25 protein-coding genes and 1 pseudogene are annotated in these 20,974 nt (G+C 56.2%); 19 read left to right on the top strand and 7 right to left on the bottom strand.

Annotated elements, in window-relative coordinates; genetic code table 11:
- Positions 1 to 23: 23 nt before the first annotated feature.
- From AC0T4W_RS01570 to gbcA, 3 genes are all read right to left on the bottom strand, one after another.
- Positions 24 to 554 (bottom strand): DUF5943 domain-containing protein, encoded by a 531-nt coding sequence (locus tag AC0T4W_RS01570; RefSeq protein WP_476315260.1) that lies wholly within the window; start codon positions 552 to 554, stop codon positions 24 to 26.
- A gap of 151 nt (positions 555 to 705) precedes the next feature.
- Complete coding sequence (locus AC0T4W_RS01565) at positions 706 to 1,683, bottom strand: dipeptidase (protein WP_476315257.1); 978 nt, start codon at positions 1,681 to 1,683, stop codon at positions 706 to 708.
- Between the two features lie 451 nt (positions 1,684 to 2,134).
- On the bottom strand, positions 2,135 to 3,427 hold the full coding sequence (gene gbcA, locus AC0T4W_RS01560) for a glycine-betaine demethylase subunit GbcA (protein WP_476315254.1): 1,293 nt from the start codon (positions 3,425 to 3,427) through the stop codon (positions 2,135 to 2,137).
- Between the two features lie 360 nt (positions 3,428 to 3,787).
- On the opposite strand from gbcA, the gene gbcB reads away from it, so the two are divergent.
- Entirely contained in the window at positions 3,788 to 4,891 is a 1,104-nt protein-coding gene (gene gbcB, locus AC0T4W_RS01555) for a glycine-betaine demethylase subunit GbcB (protein WP_476315251.1), read from the top strand.
- 168 nt (positions 4,892 to 5,059) lie between these two features.
- Here the strand turns inward: gbcB and gbdR are convergent, their stop codons facing one another.
- A complete protein-coding gene (gene gbdR / locus AC0T4W_RS01550; RefSeq protein ID WP_476315248.1) occupies positions 5,060 to 6,163 on the bottom strand; it encodes a choline metabolism transcriptional regulator GbdR in 1,104 nt (367 codons plus the stop codon).
- 414 nt (positions 6,164 to 6,577) lie between these two features.
- The gene (locus tag AC0T4W_RS01545) at positions 6,578 to 6,790 is read right to left on the bottom strand and encodes an L-serine ammonia-lyase, iron-sulfur-dependent, subunit alpha (protein WP_476315245.1); all 213 of its coding nucleotides are present in this window, start codon (positions 6,788 to 6,790) and stop codon (positions 6,578 to 6,580) included.
- A gap of 335 nt (positions 6,791 to 7,125) precedes the next feature.
- Here AC0T4W_RS01545 and choX point away from each other — a divergent pair, with 335 nt between their 5' ends.
- From choX to AC0T4W_RS01495, 10 genes and pseudogenes are all read left to right on the top strand, one after another.
- Entirely contained in the window at positions 7,126 to 8,067 is a 942-nt protein-coding gene (gene choX / locus AC0T4W_RS01540; RefSeq protein ID WP_476315242.1) for a choline ABC transporter substrate-binding protein, read from the top strand.
- 661 nt (positions 8,068 to 8,728) lie between these two features.
- Positions 8,729 to 9,934 carry a quaternary amine ABC transporter ATP-binding protein gene (locus AC0T4W_RS01535; protein ID WP_476315239.1) on the top strand — a complete coding sequence of 402 codons (1,206 nt, stop codon included), beginning with the start codon at positions 8,729 to 8,731 and terminating at the stop codon, positions 9,932 to 9,934.
- Positions 9,927 to 10,808 (top strand): ABC transporter permease, encoded by an 882-nt coding sequence (locus AC0T4W_RS01530; RefSeq protein WP_476315236.1) that lies wholly within the window; start codon positions 9,927 to 9,929, stop codon positions 10,806 to 10,808. The genes AC0T4W_RS01535 and AC0T4W_RS01530 overlap by 8 nt, the downstream gene beginning before the upstream one ends.
- A 30-nt stretch (positions 10,809 to 10,838) precedes the next feature.
- Positions 10,839 to 11,783, top strand: a complete 945-nt coding sequence (locus tag AC0T4W_RS01525; protein WP_476315233.1) for a choline ABC transporter substrate-binding protein — start codon at positions 10,839 to 10,841, stop codon at positions 11,781 to 11,783.
- Positions 11,784 to 12,167: 384 nt separating this feature from the next.
- Positions 12,168 to 12,767 (top strand): annotated as a pseudogene (locus tag AC0T4W_RS01520) (glycine betaine ABC transporter substrate-binding protein); the annotation flags it as partial.
- 311 nt (positions 12,768 to 13,078) lie between these two features.
- Positions 13,079 to 13,378 (top strand): hypothetical protein, encoded by a 300-nt coding sequence (locus AC0T4W_RS01515; protein WP_476315230.1) that lies wholly within the window; start codon positions 13,079 to 13,081, stop codon positions 13,376 to 13,378.
- A gap of 108 nt (positions 13,379 to 13,486) precedes the next feature.
- The gene (locus tag AC0T4W_RS01510) at positions 13,487 to 14,200 is read left to right on the top strand and encodes a hypothetical protein (RefSeq protein WP_476315227.1); all 714 of its coding nucleotides are present in this window, start codon (positions 13,487 to 13,489) and stop codon (positions 14,198 to 14,200) included.
- Between the two features lie 85 nt (positions 14,201 to 14,285).
- Positions 14,286 to 14,729 carry an LIC_13387 family protein gene (locus tag AC0T4W_RS01505; protein WP_476315224.1) on the top strand — a complete coding sequence of 148 codons (444 nt, stop codon included), beginning with the start codon at positions 14,286 to 14,288 and terminating at the stop codon, positions 14,727 to 14,729.
- 152 nt (positions 14,730 to 14,881) lie between these two features.
- Positions 14,882 to 15,163 carry a type II toxin-antitoxin system Phd/YefM family antitoxin gene (locus AC0T4W_RS01500; RefSeq protein ID WP_476315221.1) on the top strand — a complete coding sequence of 94 codons (282 nt, stop codon included), beginning with the start codon at positions 14,882 to 14,884 and terminating at the stop codon, positions 15,161 to 15,163.
- Positions 15,160 to 15,462, top strand: coding sequence for a type II toxin-antitoxin system RelE/ParE family toxin (locus AC0T4W_RS01495; RefSeq protein WP_476315218.1), 303 nt, complete (start codon positions 15,160 to 15,162; stop codon positions 15,460 to 15,462). The genes AC0T4W_RS01500 and AC0T4W_RS01495 overlap by 4 nt, the downstream gene beginning before the upstream one ends.
- A 77-nt stretch (positions 15,463 to 15,539) precedes the next feature.
- Here AC0T4W_RS01495 and AC0T4W_RS01490 read toward each other — a convergent pair whose 3' ends face one another.
- Both AC0T4W_RS01490 and AC0T4W_RS01485 read right to left on the bottom strand, forming a co-directional pair.
- Positions 15,540 to 15,857: a CcdB family protein gene (locus tag AC0T4W_RS01490; RefSeq protein ID WP_476315215.1), complete on the bottom strand. Its 318-nt coding sequence runs from the start codon at positions 15,855 to 15,857 to the stop codon at positions 15,540 to 15,542.
- Positions 15,857 to 16,102 (bottom strand): type II toxin-antitoxin system CcdA family antitoxin, encoded by a 246-nt coding sequence (locus AC0T4W_RS01485; protein ID WP_476315212.1) that lies wholly within the window; start codon positions 16,100 to 16,102, stop codon positions 15,857 to 15,859. The genes AC0T4W_RS01490 and AC0T4W_RS01485 overlap by 1 nt, the downstream gene beginning before the upstream one ends.
- Before the next feature lie 180 nt (positions 16,103 to 16,282).
- Here AC0T4W_RS01485 and AC0T4W_RS01480 point away from each other — a divergent pair, with 180 nt between their 5' ends.
- From AC0T4W_RS01480 to AC0T4W_RS01445, 8 genes are all read left to right on the top strand, one after another.
- On the top strand, positions 16,283 to 16,783 hold the full coding sequence (locus AC0T4W_RS01480) for a DinB family protein (RefSeq protein ID WP_476315210.1): 501 nt from the start codon (positions 16,283 to 16,285) through the stop codon (positions 16,781 to 16,783).
- Positions 16,784 to 16,883: 100 nt separating this feature from the next.
- Positions 16,884 to 17,714: an alpha/beta fold hydrolase gene (locus tag AC0T4W_RS01475; RefSeq protein ID WP_476315207.1), complete on the top strand. Its 831-nt coding sequence runs from the start codon at positions 16,884 to 16,886 to the stop codon at positions 17,712 to 17,714.
- A gap of 184 nt (positions 17,715 to 17,898) precedes the next feature.
- Positions 17,899 to 18,663, top strand: coding sequence for an SDR family oxidoreductase (locus tag AC0T4W_RS01470; protein ID WP_476315204.1), 765 nt, complete (start codon positions 17,899 to 17,901; stop codon positions 18,661 to 18,663).
- Positions 18,664 to 18,674: 11 nt separating this feature from the next.
- Positions 18,675 to 19,517: a bifunctional transcriptional activator/DNA repair enzyme AdaA gene (locus AC0T4W_RS01465; protein ID WP_476315201.1), complete on the top strand. Its 843-nt coding sequence runs from the start codon at positions 18,675 to 18,677 to the stop codon at positions 19,515 to 19,517.
- Between the two features lie 63 nt (positions 19,518 to 19,580).
- Positions 19,581 to 20,039 carry a GNAT family N-acetyltransferase gene (locus AC0T4W_RS01460; RefSeq protein ID WP_476315198.1) on the top strand — a complete coding sequence of 153 codons (459 nt, stop codon included), beginning with the start codon at positions 19,581 to 19,583 and terminating at the stop codon, positions 20,037 to 20,039.
- Positions 20,040 to 20,112: 73 nt separating this feature from the next.
- A complete protein-coding gene (locus AC0T4W_RS01455; protein ID WP_476315195.1) occupies positions 20,113 to 20,331 on the top strand; it encodes a hypothetical protein in 219 nt (72 codons plus the stop codon).
- An 85-nt stretch (positions 20,332 to 20,416) separates the two neighbouring features.
- The gene (locus AC0T4W_RS01450) at positions 20,417 to 20,623 is read left to right on the top strand and encodes a DUF2986 domain-containing protein (RefSeq protein ID WP_476315192.1); all 207 of its coding nucleotides are present in this window, start codon (positions 20,417 to 20,419) and stop codon (positions 20,621 to 20,623) included.
- 40 nt (positions 20,624 to 20,663) lie between these two features.
- Positions 20,664 to 20,969: a cupin domain-containing protein gene (locus tag AC0T4W_RS01445; protein WP_476315189.1), complete on the top strand. Its 306-nt coding sequence runs from the start codon at positions 20,664 to 20,666 to the stop codon at positions 20,967 to 20,969.
- The last annotated feature ends 5 nt before the right edge of the window (positions 20,970 to 20,974 follow it).

Here is a 20,974-nt window from a genome sequence, read left to right as displayed (position 1 = left end):
CGGGCATGGCCCGCTCCTACAAATCAAAGAGGTTTGACAGTGAACAGGCCATCGTCGTGGCCTTCTTCGGAGCCGCCATAGACCTGCTCGGCCACGGCGCGCAGAGTGCTGCCCTGGGCCTGGAGAATCTGGTCCATGGCGCCGGCAAACCAGCCGGTGAACATGTAGTCGACCTTGCGCCCGCACTTGCCGTAGACGTAAACGAAGGCCGAGTGCTTGAGCTTCACCGACGCGGTGCCAGCGGCCAGATCAATGGACTCGATCTCGAACAGCCCCCAGCCGCGTTGCGACAGGCGCTTCATGTAATGCTCGAATACCGCCACGCCAGACAAGCCATGGCACTCGGCTTCCTTCTCGCACCAGTGCCAGGCGGATTTGTAGCCGGCCTTGTAGAGGATCTCGGCATAGGCCTCAGCGCCCAGTACTTCCTCGATACCCATGTGGTTGTTGACGAAGAAATGCCGCGGCACATAGAGCATCGGCAGCGCATCGGTGGTCCAGACGCCGGTTTCGTCGTCGACCTGGATGGGCATTTCGGGTGCGTGGGTGGCCATGTGTTCAGTGCTCCAGAATTCGGTGTGGTATTGCTTGATGGGTATCGCAGCGCTCAACCCCTCCTACGAAGGTGTTTGGCGCGTTTGGCGTAGGGTGGGTTAGCCGAAGGCGTAACCCACCAACCGGTCCGCAGGGCCGGCGAGGTATTGATTATTCGCCCCAGACGTCTGCGAGAACCCTCACCCAGTTATCGCCCATGATCTTGCGCACCACGCGCTCGGGGTGGCCGCGTTTGAGCAGGGTTTCGGTGAGGTTGGGGAATTCGCCGACGGTGCGGATGCCCAGCGGGTTGATGATCTTGCCGAAGCTGGTCAGGCGACGGGCGTAGCCCTTGTCGTGGGTCAGGTACTCGAAGAAGTCCTGGCCGTGGCCCTGGGTGAAGTCGGTGCCGATGCCGATGGCGTCTTCGCCGACGATATTCATCACGTACTCGATGGCTTCGGCGTAATCGTCGATGGTCGAGTCGATGCCCTTGGCCAGGAACGGCGCGAACATGGTCACGCCGACAAAGCCGCCGTGATCGGCGATAAATTTCAGCTCGGCATCGGACTTGTTACGCGGGTGCTCTTTCAATCCAGAAGGCAGACAGTGGGAATAGGTGACCGGCTTTTTCGATTCAAGGATCACCTCTTCCGAGGTCTTGCTGCCGACGTGGGAGAGGTCGCACATAATGCCGACGCGGTTCATCTCGGCAACGATCTCGCGACCAAAACCGGACAGCCCGCCGTCACGCTCGTAGCAACCGGTGCCGACCAGGTTCTGGGTGTTGTAGCACAGCTGCACGATGCCCACGCCGAGCTGCTTGAACACCTCGACATAGCCGATCTGGTCCTCGAACGCATGGGCGTTCTGGAAGCCAAAGAGGATGCCGGTCTTGCCCTGCGCCTTGGCCTTACGGATGTCGGCGGTAGTGCGCACCGGCATCACCAGGTCACTGTTCTCACGGATCAACTTCTGGCTGGCGACGATGTTGTTCACCGTGGCCTGAAAACCCTCCCACACCGACACCGTGCAGTTGGCCGCTGTCAGGCCGCCTTTGCGCATGTCCTCGAACAGTTCGCGGTTCCACTTGGCGATAATCAGCCCATCAATAACGATGCTGTCGGCGTGTAATTCGGCTGGGCTCATCAGGCAGTCCCCTCTTTAAAGTGAAAGTCGCGCAGCGACGCCTTCCTGATGCCCTTGTCCCTGCGGGAGAAGGTGGCGCGAAGCGCCGGATGAGGGAAGCGGGCATGCCCGTTAGCGGTGTCGCCAAACCCGTTGTTGGCGCTGTGGATTGAGCATATAGCCGGGGGGGCATTCGACCCGGTGCAAAAACGACCGGGGTATTGCCGAAAGCGTCAAAGCCGCGTCGCGGCCGGATAAGTGTCCGATTAGGCATGCATCCGGGCTACAGAACTCACCAACCTGCAACCAACCCCATAAAAAACTCCTGCCAGAAGGGGCTCCGGCAGAGGCCAAGGTGACCCTTGAGGTGGGTCTCAGTGTGTTGCTGAAGACATTGGCCTGCGCCGCGCGGCCAGCAGACCGTAAGTGGTCAGGCAGAACAGCAGCCATAGGCCAAACGTCATATACAGCTTTACTCCGCGCCAACCTGGCGCAAATACGGCGCTGGTGCCGCGCCGAGGTTGTTCAGCATGCGCTCGCTGTACCAGTCGACAAAATTGACCACGCCAAACTCGTAGGTCTTCGAATACGGGCCGGGCTGGTAGGCGGTGGAGTTGATGCCGCGTTGGTTTTCTTCGGCCAGGCGACGGTCCTGGTCGTTGGTCGCGTCCCACACCTGGCGCAGACGCGCCACGTCGTAATCCACGCCTTCCACGGCATCCTTGTGCACCAGCCATTTGGTGGTGACCATGGTTTCTTGGGCGCTGATTGGCCATACGGTGAAGACGATCATGTGATCGCCCATGCAGTGGTTCCACGAATGCGGCAGATGGAGGATACGCATCGAGCCCAGGTCCGGATCGGTGATGCGGCCCATCAGCTTTTTGCACCCCTGCTTGCCGTCCATGGTCATCGATACGGTGCCTTTGAGCAGCGGCATGCGCACGATGCGGTTGCGCAAACCGAAGCTGGCGTGGGCGTAGGGGATGTTGTCCTTGTCCCAACGGCCCGTGCACTCGGCCACCTGATCCTTGAACGCCTGGTTAGCGCGCGGGTCGGTGACGTCGTCCCACTCCAGCAGGGTATTGAGTAGCTCCGGGTGCGAACCGTTGCAGTGGTAGCACTCGCGGTTGTTCTCCAGCACCAGCTTCCAGTTGGCCTTTTCCATCAAGGTGGTCTGCACCGCCACCTTGGTGTTTTCCATGTCATAGGGCTCCATGTAATGAGCCAAGGTGCTGAGGAAGTCGTCGATGGCCGGCGGGTTCTCGGCCAGGGAAATAAAAATGTAGCCGCCCGCCACCTTGCAGTTGACCGGCTTGAGGTTGTAGTCCTTGAGGTCGAAATCCGCACCCATTTCAGTGCCGGCGAATAGCAAGCGACCATCCAGCTCGTAGGTCCACTGGTGATAGGGGCACACAAGCTTGGCCACCTTGCCCTTGTCGCTGGTGCACAGGCGCGAGCCGCGATGGCGGCAGACGTTGTGGAAGGCATGCACCACGCCATCGGCGCCGCGAATCACCATGATCGGGTTGTCGCCGAGCTGCAGGGTCAGGTAATTACCCTTGGCCGGTATTTCGCAGGTCATGCCGGCGATCAGCCATTCCTTGTGGAAGATCTCCTGCATGTCGATCTTGAACAGGCGGTCGTCGTTGTAGAACGGCTGCGGCAACGAGAAGGTGCGCTCGCGGCTGTGCAGCATTTCGGCGGTGGCCTTGCGTGCGGGCTCCAGTGGGTCGCCCAGGCTCAGGGTGGAAGTGACGTCCATCGGTAACTCCTCAATGGCTGTCGGCTATGGCGACGGCCGTAAAAGTGGCTAATCGGTATGAGTCGGCTGACCCTCACGCAGGCGGCGTTATTGCCCCGTTCTGCGCCTGCCGATGGCGTCTGGATGAAAGAGGAATGCGCTCGTGTCTTTTGCTTCGGCTGGCTGCGAGTGTGGCGCTGAGCGAGGGCCAAACCTTGTCTATGGGCGACATGGTCACATCCGTTTCCGACGCGGCAAACCAAGGGCTGCGCGGCAGGTCGCGATAAGCATGCAAATGTCGCTGGCAGGTAAATGAGCGTGCCGGCCAGTACGCACAATCGGCCCTATACAAGGCCGATGCCCGGCCGCGCGGAGACGTCCATGACGACGAACGACTTCCTCAACCCGGTTACCACCCAGACCTGGAGCAACGGTCGGCATATGGTGCGCTGCGTCAAAGTCATCCAGGAAACCTGGGACGTGCGCACCTTCTGCTTTATGGCCGATCAGCCGGTGCTGTACTTCTTCAAGCCGGGGCAGTTCGTCACCCTGGAGCTGGAGATCGACAGCCAGCCGGTGATGCGCTCCTACACCATTTCCAGCTCGCCCTCGGTGCCCTACAGCTTCTCCATCACCATCAAACGGGTGCCGGGCGGTAAGGTTTCCAACTGGCTGCACGACAACCTGCAAGAAGGCCAGGAGCTGCCGGTGCACGGCCCGGTCGGCTTATTCAATGCCATGGACTTTCCCGCCGACAAAGTGCTCTACCTCAGCGGCGGCGTCGGCATTACTCCGGTGATGTCGATGGCGCGCTGGTTCTACGACACCAATGCCAATATCGACATGGTCTTCGTGCATAGCGCGCGCTCGCCGAAGGACATCATCTACCACCGCGAGCTGGAACATATGGCCGCGCGGATCAACAACTTCAGCCTGCACGTGATTTGCGAGAAGCACGGCCTGGGTGAGGCCTGGGCTGGCTATCGCGGCTACCTCAACCAGAAAATGCTGGAGCTAATGGCCCCGGATTACCTGGAGCGGGAAATCTTCTGCTGCGGCCCGACGCCCTACATGAGTGCAGTCAAGCGTCTGCTGGAAAGCAACGGCTTTGATATGCAGCACTACCATGAGGAATCCTTTGGCGCGACGCCGGCGGATGTACGCGCCGAGGTCAAAGAACTGGCCGCCGAAGCCGCCGAGGCCGACCCAGTACCGGCCGCTGATCAACATCAGGTGGCGTTCACCAGCACCGGCAAGAGCATCCGCGTCGACCCCGGCGAAACCGTGCATGCCGCCGCCGCCAAGCTCGGCCTGCATATCCCCAAGGCCTGCGGCATGGGCATCTGCGGCACCTGCAAGGTGATGAAAACCGCCGGCGAAGTGACCATGGAACACAACGGCGGGATCACCGACGAAGATGTGGCCGAGGGCTATATCCTGTCGTGCTGCAGCGTGCCGCAGGGGGATGTGGCTATCGAGTATTGAGGCCGCTGCAAACACAACAGCGCGCAACAAAACGCCGCATTCACCTCAAGGCTGGTGCGGCGTTTTTGTTTGCGCAGAACATACTGCGATGGGCCTTTGTAGGAGCGGGCTTGCCCGCGATAAGGCTGATCGCGGGCAAGCCCGCTCCTACAGGGTATTCAGCGTGGTTTAAAGCCTGACACTGGCAAATGTAGACTCACCCTGCGCACGGATTAGTGCTGCCATGGCGGCGGATGGCGAGGGGCGCAGCAGGTCTTCTGGCATTGGCAGCAGCGCCACTATATGACCGCCCTGCTGGCCGGCGCGTTCGTCGCGTGGCGGGATGCCGAAGTATTCGCGGTAGCACTTGGAGAAATGCGGCGTGGAGACAAAACCGCAGACCGAGGCCACTTCGATGATCGACATGCTGGTCTGCTTGAGCAGCTGACGCGCGCGGATCAGGCGCAGCTTGAGGTAGTAACGTGATGGCGAGCAGTGCAGGTATTTCTGGAACAGGCGCTCCAGCTGACGGCGCGACACATCGACGTACAGCGCCAGCTGATCGAGGTCGATGGGCTCTTCCAGGTTAGCCTCCATCAGCGCGACGATTTCCTGCAGCTTCGGCTGGTTGGTGCCGAGCATATGCTTGAGCGGCACGCGCTGGTGATCCTGCTCGTTGCGGATGCGTTCGTAGATAAACATCTCGGAAATCGCCGCCGCCAGTTCGCGGCCATGCTCGCGGCCGATCACGTGCAACATCATGTCCATCGGCGCGGTGCCGCCGGAGCTGGTGTGGCGGTTGCGATCAATCGAGAACAAGCGGGTGCTGACGCCGGCGCGGGGGAAGGCTTCCTGCATCGAGGCCAGACATTCCCAATGCACGCTGCAATCGAAACCATCGAGCAGCCCGGCCTTGGCCAGCGCCCAACTACCGGTACACACCGCCCCCAGCTGCGCACCATGGCGCGCCTGGCCCTGCAGCCACTGCACATGCTCACGGGTAACGCTGTGCTGAATGTCCACGCCGCCACAAACAATCACCGCATCCAGGCGCGGCGCAGTGGCCAGGCTGGCGTCCGGGGTGATCTGCAGGCCATCACTGGCGCAGAGTGGCAGGCCGCTCTGGCTGAGGGTGTGCCAGCGGTACAACTCCTTGCCGGACAGCTGATTGGCCATACGCAGCGGCTCAACCGCCGACGCCAGGGAAATCAGGGTGAAGTTGTCGAGCAGGAGAAAGCCGATGGACTGCGGCGCACGGCTCTGGGGTTGTGCCCCTTGAGTGAACTGTGACATCAGGTAAACCCTCACGCGAAGCAAAGCACGGTAGTGAGCCCCTCTTTAGGGTGGCTCTTCTTATGGTTCTGGGACTGCACAACACCAGATCGACAGCCAGCACAACGCAAAGGCCGTGCCTAAATTGATTGGGCGTTCAATTAAAAATATCTGGACTAGCCCAGTGCTAGTGCCGCTAGGCGTTGGCAGGAGCGACAGAAGCATTCTGATTACGACCGCAAACGCCCGACTGACGTGCGCTTGAGCATTTCGGTAGCACTGCCCGAGAGGTGCTTTGTCACCCCGCTACGCAGGGTAAAAGCAGCGCGGTAACGGCCCCACGATCAGGCCCTATTCAGCAGCGTTGCGCTGCCCTTTTCCGCTGCACCGAACAGCAACGCACCACAATCGCGCACAGCGAACTCGGCGTGCGCTTTAACATTCAACGGCGCTAACAGCCAACCCGCCGCGCGAGGTTTCCTTGTACTTGTCATGCATATCGGCACCGGTGTCGCGCATGGTGCGGATCACCCGATCCAGCGAGATAAAGTGCTCGCCGTCGCCACGCAGGGCCATCATCAGGATTTCCCCGGCACACAGTCGCCCCACACCGACCCGCCCATGCCTAAAGCCGTCAGCCGGGTTCACGCCCGCTCCGTAGGTTGGGTTGAGCCTGCGAAGCCCAACATGGCCCGCGATTCACACGCAGCCAGAAAACATCACGGTCATGAACCGCTCCTACAAACAGCAGACACCGCGGTCCCCCGGATTTAATAGGCTACGGGTTCACACTTTTAAGCGCTGCAGCAGCCATTCACGACAACAGCGGTCTAATTGCGACTTCACGCATAGGCAGCGAAGGAAATCTGTCGGCATGATCGCGATGCCTATGGACCGGCCAGCCGCGCTCGCCCTGCCCGCCCCGTGGCCCGACCGCGCGCTTGCACAAGCGCCCCCCTGTCACCGGAGCTGGGAAAAGCTTGATGAAACTGAATATATGCGGCTGCCTGCTGGCCGCTGCTCTTAGCACACCCCTGCTGACCCAGGCTGCCGAGCCGGCCGAGTGCGGGCTGATTCGCTTTGCCGATGTCGGCTGGACCGATATCACCGTGACCACCGCCGTCACCCGCCAGGTGTTCAGCGAGCTGGGCTACCGCACGCAGGTCAAGCGCCTGTCCGTGCCAGAGACTTACAAGGCCATGCAAGATGGCAAGATCGACGTATTCCTCGGCAACTGGATGCCGAGCATGGAAAACGACATAAAGCCCTACACCGCCAACGGCTCGGTAAAGACCCTCGGCGCCAACCTCATCGGTGCCAAATACACCCTGGCCGTGAATCAGGCGGCGCATGACGGCGGCGTGAAGAATTTCGCCGATCTTGCGGGCTTCAGCAAAGAACTTGGCGGCAAGTTGTACGGCATAGAGCCGGGCAACGACGGCAACAAGCTGATCCAGCAGATGATCGACAAGAACGCCTTCGGCCTGGCCAGTTTCAGCCTGGTGGAGTCCAGCGAGAACGGCATGCTGGCCCAGGTCAAACGCGCTGAACACCTCAAGCAATGGGTGGTGTTTCTCGGCTGGGCGCCGCACCCGATGAACAACCAGCTGCAGATGCACTATCTGGATGGTGGCGATGAGTTCTTCGGCCCCAATTACGGCGGTGCCACGGTGTACACCAACGTGCGCGCCGGCCTGGAGGAACAGTGCCCGAATATCACCCAGCTGCTGAAGAACCTGCGCTTTAGCCTGGAGATGGAAAGCCACCTGATGGGCGCCATTCTTAACAAAAACACCAACCCACGGCGTGAGGCCAAAGCCTGGCTTAAAGCCAATCCGGAAATACATGCGTCCTGGCTGCAAGGCGTAACAAAATTGAACGGTCAATCAATAAAAACCGCCGAAAACCTCACCAGTGAAAATTAATTTGTCATTTTTTTCGAACAGAGCGCAGCCCCCTGCCCATCGCGCCTGTGGCTATTTCAAACGCTGCAAACCACGACCGGCGTGACTTGCAGCCTTGGCCGAGGGGCAAAAAAGTCTGTTATTGTTTTTAAACAGCCTGTCGCCGCGCAACACGTCAGCGTCGCAAACCGACAATTGCGACAGGCCGAAGGCTATATCGTTGAGTCAGCCGATTTCGTCGCTCTCGCCGCCTAAGGCGGCGAGAGACCGGGCGCCCATAGCCCCGGACCGAAGAATATAAACGGGCTGGCTCACAACGCGATGGGCGCCAGCCCAACAAGAAATTTCGGATGTACGCGCACCTCGGGTCGAGGTGTGTAAAACCCAGGGAATGGGACTCCGTAACACTGCCAGAGAGTTTGGAACGCGGTTTGCAGCACGGCATAGCAAGGTTAACTCGACAGTACGCCCCCATTACGTCCATTGCCCACATGGCAACTGGCGCGTTGCAGCGGTTGTGCCTGAGCGCCCTGAATGTGTTGCGCGGCAAGGCACGGCCCCGACCCCGGAGCCCAGTAAACCCATACAGGCAAGAACAGTCGGCAGCACCGTACCTACGCCAGCTGGCGTAAGCGCGGCTGCGCAGCACTGATCTGGATGTCTACTGAAGGGGAATCATCCCATGCATTCTGGAAAAATCGTCGTCGAAAACCTCTACAAGGTGTTCGGCGCAGAGCCACAAGAAGCCATCGACCTGCTCAAGCAGGGCTGGAGCAAGGAGCGGATTCTTGCGGAAAAAGGCGCGGTTATCGGCGTCAGCGACGTGTCCTTCAGCGTCGAGGAAGGTGAAATATTCGTGCTGATGGGCCTCTCCGGCTCCGGCAAATCCACCCTGATTCGCCTGATCAACCGCCTGGTTGAACCCAGCGCCGGCAACGTCTACATCGACGGTCAGAACGTCGCCAAGATGCCCAAGGCGGAACTGATCGACCTGCGCCGCCGCGACATGAGCATGGTCTTCCAGTCCTTCGCCCTGATGCCGTCGCGCAGCGTGCTGGACAACGCCGCCTTCGGCCTGGAAGTGGCCGGCAAGAGCAAAAAAGTGCGCGAAGAACGCGCCATGCAGGTGCTCACCCAAGTCGGCCTGGACACCTTTGCGCACAAGATGCCGCATGAACTGTCCGGCGGCATGCAACAGCGCGTCGGCCTGGCCCGCGCCCTGGCGGTTGACCCGTCAATGATCATCATGGACGAGGCGTTTTCCGCACTCGACCCGCTCAAGCGCCGCGAGATGCAGGACGTACTGCTAGAGCTGCAGAAGACCGACCGGCGCACCATCATCTTCGTCTCCCACGACATCGAAGAAGCCATGCGCATTGGCACCCGCATCGGCATCATGGAAGGCGGCAAGCTGGTGCAAATCGGCACCCCGCAAGAGCTGATCGACAACCCCGCCAACGATTACGTGCGCAACTTCTTCGATACCGTCGACACCAACCGCTACCTCACCGCTGGCCAGCTGATGGCCAACAGCGTGCCGATCTATGTGCACAACGGCAAAGCCCCGGACGCGCAGACGGTCTGCCAGGAGCTGCAAGCGCTGGACAAGCACTACGCGTTTATCGTCGACGAGCAGAACAACTTCCAAGGCTCCATCAGCCTGGAGAAGATCGCCCTGCTGGTCGAGGGCGGCACCAGTTGCGGGCTCGACGCGGACGTGCTCAAGCAGATCAACCCACTTGCCGAAGACACCCCCCTGGATCAGGTCATCGAACGCCTGGTGGACAACGAAGGGCCGATTCCGGTGATAGACAGCGACGGTCATTACAGCGGTGCCATCAGCAAAGGTCGCCTGCTGACGCGCCTGCAGGGAGAATCCCATGAGTGATAAACAACTCGACCTGGGTAGCTGGGTCAACGACGTGGTCCAGCACCTGCTGGACAACTACAGCGATGGCTTCGACAGCATCGGCGCGGTGGTCAACGGCTTCTCCGAAGGCATCGAATGGCTGCTGATGCTGCCGCCGGCCTGGCTGCTGATCGCCATCTTCGTCGCCCTGAGCCTGTGGCGCATCAGCTACAAGTTCGCCATTTTCACCGCCGTGGCCTTTGTGCTGATCGTACTTACCGGTTTCTGGGAACAGACGGTGGTGACCCTCGGCCTGACCTTCTCCGCCACGCTGATCAGCCTGCTACTGGGCATCCCCCTAGGTATCTGGGCCGCGCGCAGCGAGCGGGTAGCGACCACCATCCGGCCGATTCTCGACTTTATGCAAACCATGCCGGCGTTTGTTTACCTGATTCCCGCCGCCATGCTCTTCGGCCTCGGCCGCGTGCCGGGCATCATCGCCACGGTGATCTTCGCCATGCCACCGGCAGTGCGCCTGACCAACCTCGGCATCCGCCAGGTGAATAAAGAGATCATCGAAGCAGGCCAATCCTTCGGCTGCACCCAGCGTCAGCTACTGTTTAAGGTCCAGCTGCCCAACGCCATGCCGTCGATCATGGCCGGGGTCAATCAGACCATCATGATGGCTCTGTCGATGGTAATCATCGCCTCGATGGTCGGCGCTGGTGGCCTGGGTAACGACGTACTGGCGAGCATCCAGCGCCTGGACATCGGCCTGGGCTTCGAAAGCGGCATGGCCGTGGTGTTGCTGGCGATCATTCTCGACCGCATCACCGAAAGTTTCGGTACCCCGCAAACCGCCAAACGCAGCAGTCTGTTCAGCTGGTTCAGCGGCAAGCTTCAACGCCAGTAATCTAAATTTAACCATCACAGGGAATCGCAGATGAAGACGATTAAACAGCTCGCAGGCGCCAGCCTGCTCTCCGTAGCCATGCTGCAAAGCGCCTGGGCGCAAGAGCCGGAGAGTTGCAAGATGGTGCGCTTTGCCGAAATCGGCTGGGCCGACATTGCCGCCACCACCGGCGTCGCCATGACCCTCAGCGAAGGCCTGGGCTACCAGACCCGCAAAATCATGGCCTCCGTGCCCATCGCCTTTACCGGCGTGCAGAAAGGCCAGATCGACGTATTCCTCGGCTACTGGGCGCCCTCGATGGACGCCGTGATCGAGCCCTTCACCAAGGATGGCGGCGTCAAAGTGCTGCCCAAGGCCAACCTTGAAGGCGCCAAATACACCCTCGCCGTACCGACCTACGCCGCAGAAGCCGGGCTGAAAAGCTTTGCCGACATCGCCAAGTTCAAAGACCAGCTGGACGGCAAGATCTTCGGCATCGAACCGGGCAACGACGGCAACCTGTTGATCGACGGCATGATCAAAAGCAACCAGTTCGGCCTCGGCGAATTTAAGATTGTCGAGTCCAGCGAAGCCGGCATGCTGGTACAGCTGCAACGCGCCGTGAGAAAGAACGAGCCGGCGGTATTCCTCGGCTGGGCGCCACACCCGATGAACACCCAGTTCGACATCACCTACCTGGAAGGCGGCGATGAGGTCTTCGGCCCAGACTTCGGCGCCGCCAAGGTCTACACCGTAATACCGCCAGATTACGAAGCACGCTGCGCCAACGTCGGCAAACTGCTGAACAACCTGCAGTTCACCGTAGAAATCGAAAGCCAGCTGATGGAAAAAGTGCTGGAAAAACAGAACCCCACCACCGTCGCCAAAGAGTGGATCAAAGCCAACCCGGCGATCCTCGACCAGTGGCTGGCCGGCGTCACCACCTATGACGGCCAGGACGGCCTTGCAGCGGTAAAGAAATACCTCGGCATGTAAACCGCACCGCGCCGCCCCAGCAGCCTGCGGGCGGCGCGGTTAGCTAAAGCACCTTAATAAGCACCACACCGCGAGGCCACACGGCCATCGCCTGGTTTGCTGCACCCGCGATTTACCTCGCGGTACAGATCAGCTCCCCTGCCCCTTTGAGGAGACGACTGCATGGATGCAGGAGGTAGGGCGGCGCAGGATGCCAAAGCCGAGGGCTGGGGAAAGGGGCTGGAGGCAAACCCTCATAACCAAGTTACGTAGCCCGGATGAAATCCGGGAACAGACTCACCAACACTGCAAGACCCCGGACTCCATCCGGGCGACACAACCGCAACAGCAACCTGTTTACCCAGCAAGGTCCGCACGAAGAACGCGCCAGTAACCCGCAGAACTGCCACCCTTTCCGCCTGGCTGTCCGCCACCCACGGCGAATACTTTGAAAAACTCAAAGACAAGGTCGAAGTGCTCGGCACCAACTACGCCGGCGCAAAAATTGGCCTGATCGTGCCTGACTACGTACAAGCCAAAACCATCGCCGACCTGCAAACCTACGCCAAAGACTTCGACAGCAAAATCACCGGCATCGACGCCGGTGCCGGCGTTATGCGCCGCGCCGAAGAAGCCATCACCGACATCAAACTGATGCCAAGCTCCGGCCCAGGCATGGCCACCGCCCTGACCCGCGCTGAAAAAGACAAAAAAGCCATCGTCGTCACCGGCTGGATTCCGCATTGGATGTTCGCCAAATGGAACCTGCGCTTCCTCGAAGACCCGAAAAAAGTCTTCGGCGATGACGAACACGTCGACACCGTCGCCAACCCCAGCATCACCAGCAAAGCCCCAGAAGCCGCTGCCTTCCTGAAGAAACTCTCCTGGAGCGGTGAGGAAGTCGGCGCCGTGATGCTCGCCATCCGTGACGGCGCCAAACCGGAAGACGCCGCCAAAGATTGGATCGCGAAGAACCCCAAGCGCGTTGCTGAATGGCTTAAATAAGCTGCGGCTGCACCTCACTATCGAAGCGGGCTACGGCCCGCTTTTTTATGGGTGCGAAATGGTGGTGGAGAATTTTCTAGACAGGGGGAGATGGCGGTGGATAGGGTTGGGGGCATCGTGACAAGAGAACTGGCCCGACTGTCGCCTAACCTCCGCCAAATCCTACCGACTTGAGACATGCGGTGCTGGATATAGGCGGACTGCAGCAGATAAGCAAAGTTAGGCGACAGATAAACGCGACATTGGTATGTCGCATAATTAATAGTTAGGCACTTTGTCGAAAATCCTGTAATCCAAGTCAAGGAATGATTATGAAACCTGAAAATTTAAACCCTAAAGCAAGAGAAGCATTTGCCAAAACACTGATTGATGTTGGCGTATCGGTGTTTAAAGGAATAATTCTTTTACTCACCGTAATTCCTATAGCCGCAATTTTTAAAAGCGCCTTTGACGGAGTTTCCATCGAAGTATCTCTAATCAAAATAATTGGCTCGATGACTATTGGTACCTACATTACTCTTCTGGCGCTACTGATCATCGCATTTTTTATCGGCCATCTATTTCGCAAAGAGGGTTTACGTCATTTGCATGAAATCGAGAGTGATATTTAATAGCACCTATACAACTGGGCTGCAGCGCCTAACAAGGCGCTCAAATCGTTCGCTTCGCTCACTGGGACGGGCTAAAGCCCGCCCCTTAGCTTAATCGTTAGGCATGCTATGGAAATCTCATTAGCCTTAAGCAATCTAGTTGAATGGATCGAGACACATGCCACAACCGTCGACATATTGAAGTGGATAATTGTCGGCTTGCTTGCATGGGGGCTCGGCGCATTTCGCTTTATAAAAACAAAACTGAAAAGGCCAAAGCTGGAAGTTGAGTCTTTTACCAGTCGCTGTATCTGGCAAGAACTGGGAGTCGTAGACGGTAACGACCATAATGCCAGAGTTGTATTTATTATCGAGGCGGGGATCAACAATCCAACAACAGATCCAATTGTTGTTCGCGACTTCACTCTTAAGGTTAAAAGACTTAAAGGCTGGCCAGTCCGCAATCATCCACTGAATGCCGTCACACTTCCCTCGCGCGTACGACACAACATAGGAAATATCACAAAATTTCTGAAAAATTGGTTCTCAAATTTCGCAGAAGGTCCTGAAAGCCTAACTTTAGGCGCGCGGATTGAGTCACGAGAATACCAATCTGGTTTCTTACTTTTTGTTTCAGCCTCGTGGGGGTACATGCGGCCCTTCGTAAAGGCTGGCGCCATCCCAGTAAAGCTCAATGTCCGCCTAACGACCGGCGAGAGCCTGACTGCTCGCGCTAACATCGCAATCATGGAGGATCATGCTGCCTTTGAAGAAATGGTTCCGGGGGTACTTGATCATGTGCAACACAGAAGCACTTGGAACATTATTCGAGAGCAAGCCTAACAACTGGTTCAAATCGTTCGCTTCGCTCACTGGGACGGGCTAAAGCCCGCCCCTTAGCCAAACGTTAGGTACCTCGGAGGTCATCATGGAGAATCCAGAACTAGCGCGAATGCTGCTCATCATCGGTTCAAGCATCTATTTAGCCTTGGGTGCGGCCCATGTACTTGCCACCATCGTAGATGTTTTTCGCCCTACTTTTTTTGCCCCCACTGAGCGCAAGCTAATTGAGCCGCTAAAGCATGCTCCAGTTCAGTTGGCCGCATGGTTTGGACGCAAGGCAGATTTCTGGGGTGCCTGGCTCGGCTTCAATATCAGTCACGGCATCGGTGCGGCCTTCTTCGGGCTCTGTTTTCTTTTGGTGGGAGTGCATAGGTTCGACCTTTTTCAGTCCTATTGGGTAGCCCCTACACTCGCTATTTCCGTGGGTATCACGTATTTGGTCTTGGCGTTCAATTTTTGGTTCTTTATCCCGGCAACAGGTATCACCATAGGTTTGTTGTGCTTCATTGCCAGTTCGGTGCTTGCATGAGGCACCTAACAATTGGTTCAAACCGCTCGCTTCGTTCGCTGGGACGGGCTAAAGCCCGCCCCTTAGCTTAATCGTTACAAGCCCTTACCTTGCCCTCCCCCAGCTTCTGGCGTACGCTCAGAGGTACAAGTAAACGTACGCAGGTGCCTGCCATGTCACGAGTCCATGTAGATGAAGATATACGCCCCCTCTCTGAGTTCAGAGCGGGCGTAGCCACATTTGTAAAACAGATCCATGAAACCCGCCGCCCCATGGTGCTAACGCAGAGAGGGCGCGGCGTTGCCGTTCTGGTTGATGTACAGGTGTACGAGAGGATGCAAGAACGGCTGGAGGTACTTGAAGAGGTCTATAAAGCCGAGGAGCAAATTGCCAGCGGGGCAGGTATCCCCCATCAAGACGCAAAATCCCGGGTCCTGAGCAGGCTGTCCCGATGAAAATCGTCTGGTCTCCGCTTGCGTTGGAGCGCGTAGAAGATATCGCTCAATACATTGCCGAAGACAAGCCTGCTGCAGCAGTTAAGTCGGTCGATGAGCTATTTGCCACAGTAGAACGCTTGGCTGACTTTCCTGAAAGTGGGCGCATTGTTCCTGAAGTTGGCGCGCATCGCATCAGAGAGGTAATGTTTGGTGCATATCGCGTTATTTATAGCGTCAAAGATCAGGTTGATATTCTGACAGTACGGCGTAGCAATCAGCTATTACGAGAATCCGAGTCTGGTGGTGACGAAACATAACAATAGGTTCAAACCGCCAGCTTCGCTCACTGGGACGGGCTAAAGCCCGCCCCTTAACCAAACGCTAGACGTACCTATCAAAAGCCAGTGATAAGCAAATCAATAGCAGCAATTATTTCATTGCGTTGTTCTGAGAGGTCGGCAATTTGAGTACCGAGTTGCTTCTTAGCTATACCGGCCAATTGCGGAGTCACCATCACATACTGTTTGTCATCAATTTCAAACGTTGGTGTGAGGGTTCTGAGAGTTTTCCCTTTCATGGCAGTAGCCGTGTAGAGAGGCACTACAACCCGTGTGCCGAGTTCGGCAATCAGGTCGTTTTGCACGTCAAGCAGAAAGGGCACGGCAGCATTGGTAGCAGCATTGGTGTTCTTGTGTACGGCGAACTGAGGCATCAGAAGCTCCGTAGGTCGTCGCTGAACACGCCATGAGCTTCAACATGTTCGTTGTAGGCATTGATGGCTTTGCGATTCTCTGCCAGCCACTGCTCGCGCTGTTTTTTCTTCAGGGCCTCGGCCAGAGCCTGCTCCAATGTCGCGGAGAGGTTAATATCCAAATCCTTGGCTTTACTGAGCAAGTCACCGTTAACACTGAGGTTGGCGGCCCGTTTTGGGGCATGAGGGTTGTAGGCAGCGAGCATGGGCATTCCCTCCTGGGTAGTCATGCGCACATTGTATGCGCATTCAGGCTTGCGATCAAAGGCGCATCTAAAAACTGGTTCAAATCGCTCGCTGGGACGGGCTAAAGCCCTCCACTTAACCAAACGTTAGGTGCTGGAGCAAGAAAACAATGCTCTCAACAGAAAATGGAGATTTCTAAGTTGCTGTTTGAAAATGCATTTAAATATAAAAAATGGGCGAACGCCGAACTACTAAATTTCGGAGAGCGCCAGCTGCACTTACTCCCCGAAAGCGATGCCACATTTTTTATCAGAATCCTCAACCACACGACTGTGGTTGACAGCCTATTTATCAGCCGAATATCAAGAACACCAGAGCTTTATTCAGCTGATAATACGATAGAAACACCAACCTACTCAGAGTTAAAAGAAAGAATTGAGAGAAATGACTCATGGCTTGTTCATTTCTCCGCAACAGCCACTCCTGAAATTATGAGTAAGGCCATCGCTTTCAAATTCACTGACGGCGACTATGGCAATCTTTCAGTAGAAGAAATAATGATTCACCTATTAACCCACAGCAGTAACCACAGAGGCATGGCTTCGCGGACGCTGGCATCAAATGGCCTTGAGCGACCAAAAGATACATTTACTCGATATCTGCATGAGACAGAGCCTTTTAGAAAAGCGGAGGCCCGATGAGCCAGCATCTAACAACGGGTTAAAACCGTTCGCGTCGCTCTCTGGGTCGAGCTAAAGCCCGCCCCTTAACCAAACGTTATGTAGAAAAGGAGTTCGAGCATTGAGCAGTTGGAAACTTTCTAAATTTTATGATTACGATGGGCGGAAAGTTCGTTATGACCGGTTAGGTGAAGGCCCACCAATGGTCCTTGTTCATGGAACTCCTTGGTCATCATTCAATCTGCGGCTTCTGATACAGAAGCTGTCCAAAGAGTACACGGTCTACTTTTTTGACTTGCTGGGCTATGGCCAGTCTTGCACGGTAAAAGGCGACGTGTCGTTGGGTGTGCAGAATAAGGTGTTGGATAGCTTGCTTACCCATTGGGAGCTGGATAATCCGATTATTGTCGGTCATGACTTCGGAGGCGCTACCGCGCTCAGAGCCCACCTTCTCAATGAACGGTCGTTTAAGAAGATTATTCTGATTGACCCGGTCGCAATTTCTCCTTGGGGCTCGCCATTTTTCCGCCACGTAAACACGTATGAAGCCGCTTTTTCAGGGCTCCCAGACTATATTCACGAAGCTGTGGTCCAGTCCTACGTGCAAACAGCTGCTTTCAAGCAACTTGATGAGGCAACACTAAAGGGAATCGTTTCGCCGTGGACTGGCGAGCAAGGAAAGACAGCTTTCTATCGTCAGATGGCTCAAGCAGATTCTAAATATACCGACGAGGTCCAGTCGCTTTATCCTACGATTACTACCCCTACCTTGATCCTCTGGGGACGGGAGGATAGCTGGATACCGCTGGAGCGAGGAGAAGAACTCCGCAACCTGATTCCAGGATCGGCTCTTCGCGTGATCAATGATGCAGGCCACCTTGTCATTGAAGAAAAACCTGATGAAGTGGTCCAGGAAATTTTGAATTTTTGTTCAGACCTCAGAACTACATAACCAGTCGCGCTATGCGGATGGCTTTTTCTCCGCTTCACTCCAAAAAAGCCAACGGTGCGCTTCACCTTATAGCGCCAAACCAACATAGCAAGATTCGGGTCGGCAGGCTGCGAGTGGCCTCTTAAAATTTACTCTGTTCCCGGTAAAACCAACTTATTTAGAACAGAGTCAAAGAGGTCAATATATGAGCACACTCAAGAATAAAGTCGTTATTGTTACTGGTGCCAGTGCAGGTATTGGTCGCGAGACTGCGCGACTTTTTGCCAAAGAAGGAGCTTCTGTGGTGCTGGCGGCACGAAGAGAGCCAGAACTTGATGCCCTGGCTAACCTTATCAGTGAAGAAGGAGGGCAAGCGTTGGCGATAGCGGGCGACGTTGGTGAAGAGGCATTTGCCAAAACCTTGGTTGAGCAAACTTTAGCCAGGTATGGTCGCCTGGATGTCGCCTTCAATAATGCGGGTATATTGGGCGCCATGGGGCCGGTTCCCGAAATGTCTTTGGCGGACTGGAATCAGGTTATCGCGACAAATCTGTCCAGTGCCTTCTTGGCTGCAAAGTACCAACTGCCTGCCATGCTGTCAGGCGGTGGTGGATCGCTGATCTTCACTTCTACTTTTGTTGGCTATACAGCGGGTATGCCGGGAATGGCCGCATACGCGGCCAGTAAGGCAGGGTTGATTGGACTAACCCAGGTGCTCGCATCCGAATATGGTGTTCACAAGATCCGGGTAAATGCATTATTGCCGGGAGGAACGGATACAGCAGCGGCGCAGGAGTTTGCAAATACGCCGGAGGCGAAGGAGTTTGTATCGAGCCTGCACGCGCTTAAACGTATAGCGAAGCCAGAAGAGATAGCCCAATCTGCACTCTATCTAGCTTCCGATGCTTCCAGCTTTACTACGGGCTCTGCGATGCTCGTGGACGGTGGTGTATCCATAAACCGTGTCTGAGAGCTAACGTCATGTCAGACTATGAGCGCATTGAAAGCGCTATGAATTATCTGGTGAAAAGGGCAGCCGATCAACCGAGTTTAGCGGAGATCGCCAGCCATGTTCACCTGAGTCCTTATCACTTCCAGCGGCTTTTCTGCCGCTGGGCAGGTACAACACCGAAGCGCTTTTTGCAGGTCCTGACATTGGAACGAGGCAAGACGCTGCTGGATGAATCTCGTTCTTTGCTCGATGTCTCACATGAGCTTGGTCTCAGCGGCAGCTCCCGGCTGCATGATCATTTTGTTCAGCTTGAAGCAGTCACGCCGGGCGAGTACAGGAGCGGAGGAAAGCTGGTGAATATAGAGTATGGCGTACATTCTACGCCGCTGGGTCGTATGTTTGTGGCAGTAACCCAGCGCGGTGTTTGCAGGGCAGAGTTCATGGAACTTAACAGCTTGGAGGAATACTTGAATGACTTGCGAAACGCTTGGCCTTTGAGTTCAATCAAGGAAAACATTCTGTCTACACGTCATGCTATTGATGCGTTCTTTTCCAGTCATGAAGACTCCAGGCAAGGTCCTCTATCACTTCATGTGTCAGGGACGAACTTCCAAATCGCTGTGTGGCGTGCGCTGCTTAAAATACCTCCGGGTGCAGTGGCCAGCTATGCTCAGGTTGCGAAGTCGCTCGGCGCCCCTAAGGCGGCAAGAGCGGTTGGTAACGCCATTGGCGCGAACCCGATCGCGTTGCTGATCCCTTGCCGTCGGGTTATACAGCAAAGTGGCGCTCTGGGTGGTTACCGCTGGGGGCCGGCGAAGAAGCAAATGGCTCAAACATGGGAAAGGGCGCGCAGTGAACCGGTTGAGCTATAACAATGCCGTGCAATCAACGCTCGTACCTCGCGCAGTTGATGGCAGGCGTTAGAGGCACTGCTAATGACCATATCTATTCGCAAAGCACGCCAAGAAGACGCAGCAGAAATCAGCAGCGTAATAATCTCCGCAATTAAAAAAACCAACGCCAAAGACTATCCTAAATCTGTTATCGACAAGCTGCCGGAAAGCTTTTCCCCTGACCAAATAAAAGATCGTATGTCTACCCGTGAAATGTACGTTTCCATAAAAGATGGAAGAGTTGTGGGAACCGCAAGTTTGGATGCAAAGACCATACGATCTGTTTTTGTAATGCCAGAACTCCAAGGGCTTGGCATTGGCCTAGCTATAATGAAGCAATTAGAAGCGCGGGCCTCGGAGAAAAACATCACAACGCTAACCGTGCCATCTTCAATCACCGCTGAAGGCTTTTACAGGAAATTAGGTTACACCAAGGTGCGCGAAGACCATGAAGGGGCTGAGAAAATATTAATAATGAGCAAAACCATTCGGCCACTCTAACTACTGGTTAAAACCGTTCGCTTCGCTTGCTAGGACGGACTAAAACCCACTCACCAACCAAACATCAGGCCATATGAAAAAGAGTGCAGATGGGTCAAGAAACTACCGAATCATCACCGCAGTGTTCGGGCTATTCCTGATCGTGCTTGCGGTCGCAATTGTCGTCATGTCTGACCGCACCGCCGGCCCCCTACTCGCTGCGGCGGTCGTTAGCGTCTTGGGCATTGATGCTATTACCAGCGCAATGCGCAACAAGCCCTCGCTGCTGTCTCGTATCGGGCCACTACCGTAATGAGCATGGGTACACCCCCTACAAGCCAACGGAATGTTAGGGGCATACAATGCTCCTGCATCTGCTAACCACGCCGAGCTAAAAAATGAACCGCCGCAAGAAAATCAAACAGCTACTCGAAGCGCACGCCAAGAAAGCCAATGCCAAATTGGCACCCAAGAAAAAGTCCACCTATGTCAGCAAAGCTGACCGTTTAAAGCTTGCTGCCGAAGCCAGCCAAGATTCAAGCGCTACTTCCGAGCCTATGGGATCGGATTTAACTGCTCCGGTCAGAGACGCTCCACAACCATAAATTCAATCACCCGTGATGGACTACAAGGAAGAACGCCCACATGCCTGGCCAATACCCAACCCGAATCAAGCAACTGCCCTTATTCGATGGCCGCTTTGACGCCTACAAGCTTGAGGCAAAAGACAGCACCGTTCTGTTTGCCTCCTACCCTGCCGGCACCTCCATCCCGCCGCACACCCATGACACCGATAACCATGGCGTGATTACGCGCGGCGAATTGATCCTGAGCATGAATAATCAAACGATCAGGGTTGGCGTCGGCGAGTGGTATCACGTACCGGCCCATGTCGAGCACTCGGCATTATTTGAGGTCGAGACCGATGAGGTTGAATTCTGGTTTGTGTAAGCACA

The organism is Pseudomonas sp. C7.1, from assembly GCF_056312395.1.
This window is presented reverse-complemented; position numbering and strand designations above follow the sequence as displayed.

Bases quoted from the DNA above. Each gene is read 5' to 3' on its own strand.
- AC0T4W_RS01570 (WP_476315260.1), bottom strand. From the start codon at position 554: ATGGCCACCCACGCACCCGAAATGCCCATCCAGGTCGACGACGAAACC.
- AC0T4W_RS01565 (WP_476315257.1), bottom strand. From the start codon at position 1,683: ATGAGCCCAGCCGAATTACACGCCGACAGCATCGTTATTGATGGGCTG.
- gbcA (WP_476315254.1), bottom strand. From the start codon at position 3,427: ATGGACGTCACTTCCACCCTGAGCCTGGGCGACCCACTGGAGCCCGCA.
- gbcB (WP_476315251.1), top strand. From the start codon at position 3,788: ATGACGACGAACGACTTCCTCAACCCGGTTACCACCCAGACCTGGAGC.
- gbdR (WP_476315248.1), bottom strand. From the start codon at position 6,163: ATGTCACAGTTCACTCAAGGGGCACAACCCCAGAGCCGTGCGCCGCAG.
- choX (WP_476315242.1), top strand. From the start codon at position 7,126: ATGAAACTGAATATATGCGGCTGCCTGCTGGCCGCTGCTCTTAGCACA.
- AC0T4W_RS01535 (WP_476315239.1), top strand. From the start codon at position 8,729: ATGCATTCTGGAAAAATCGTCGTCGAAAACCTCTACAAGGTGTTCGGC.
- AC0T4W_RS01530 (WP_476315236.1), top strand. From the start codon at position 9,927: ATGAGTGATAAACAACTCGACCTGGGTAGCTGGGTCAACGACGTGGTC.
- AC0T4W_RS01525 (WP_476315233.1), top strand. From the start codon at position 10,839: ATGAAGACGATTAAACAGCTCGCAGGCGCCAGCCTGCTCTCCGTAGCC.
- AC0T4W_RS01515 (WP_476315230.1), top strand. From the start codon at position 13,079: ATGAAACCTGAAAATTTAAACCCTAAAGCAAGAGAAGCATTTGCCAAA.
- AC0T4W_RS01510 (WP_476315227.1), top strand. From the start codon at position 13,487: ATGGAAATCTCATTAGCCTTAAGCAATCTAGTTGAATGGATCGAGACA.
- AC0T4W_RS01505 (WP_476315224.1), top strand. From the start codon at position 14,286: ATGGAGAATCCAGAACTAGCGCGAATGCTGCTCATCATCGGTTCAAGC.
- AC0T4W_RS01500 (WP_476315221.1), top strand. From the start codon at position 14,882: ATGTCACGAGTCCATGTAGATGAAGATATACGCCCCCTCTCTGAGTTC.
- AC0T4W_RS01495 (WP_476315218.1), top strand. From the start codon at position 15,160: ATGAAAATCGTCTGGTCTCCGCTTGCGTTGGAGCGCGTAGAAGATATC.
- AC0T4W_RS01490 (WP_476315215.1), bottom strand. From the start codon at position 15,857: ATGCCTCAGTTCGCCGTACACAAGAACACCAATGCTGCTACCAATGCT.
- AC0T4W_RS01485 (WP_476315212.1), bottom strand. From the start codon at position 16,102: ATGCTCGCTGCCTACAACCCTCATGCCCCAAAACGGGCCGCCAACCTC.
- AC0T4W_RS01470 (WP_476315204.1), top strand. From the start codon at position 17,899: ATGAGCACACTCAAGAATAAAGTCGTTATTGTTACTGGTGCCAGTGCA.
- AC0T4W_RS01465 (WP_476315201.1), top strand. From the start codon at position 18,675: ATGTCAGACTATGAGCGCATTGAAAGCGCTATGAATTATCTGGTGAAA.
- AC0T4W_RS01460 (WP_476315198.1), top strand. From the start codon at position 19,581: ATGACCATATCTATTCGCAAAGCACGCCAAGAAGACGCAGCAGAAATC.
- AC0T4W_RS01455 (WP_476315195.1), top strand. From the start codon at position 20,113: ATGAAAAAGAGTGCAGATGGGTCAAGAAACTACCGAATCATCACCGCA.
- AC0T4W_RS01450 (WP_476315192.1), top strand. From the start codon at position 20,417: ATGAACCGCCGCAAGAAAATCAAACAGCTACTCGAAGCGCACGCCAAG.
- AC0T4W_RS01445 (WP_476315189.1), top strand. From the start codon at position 20,664: ATGCCTGGCCAATACCCAACCCGAATCAAGCAACTGCCCTTATTCGAT.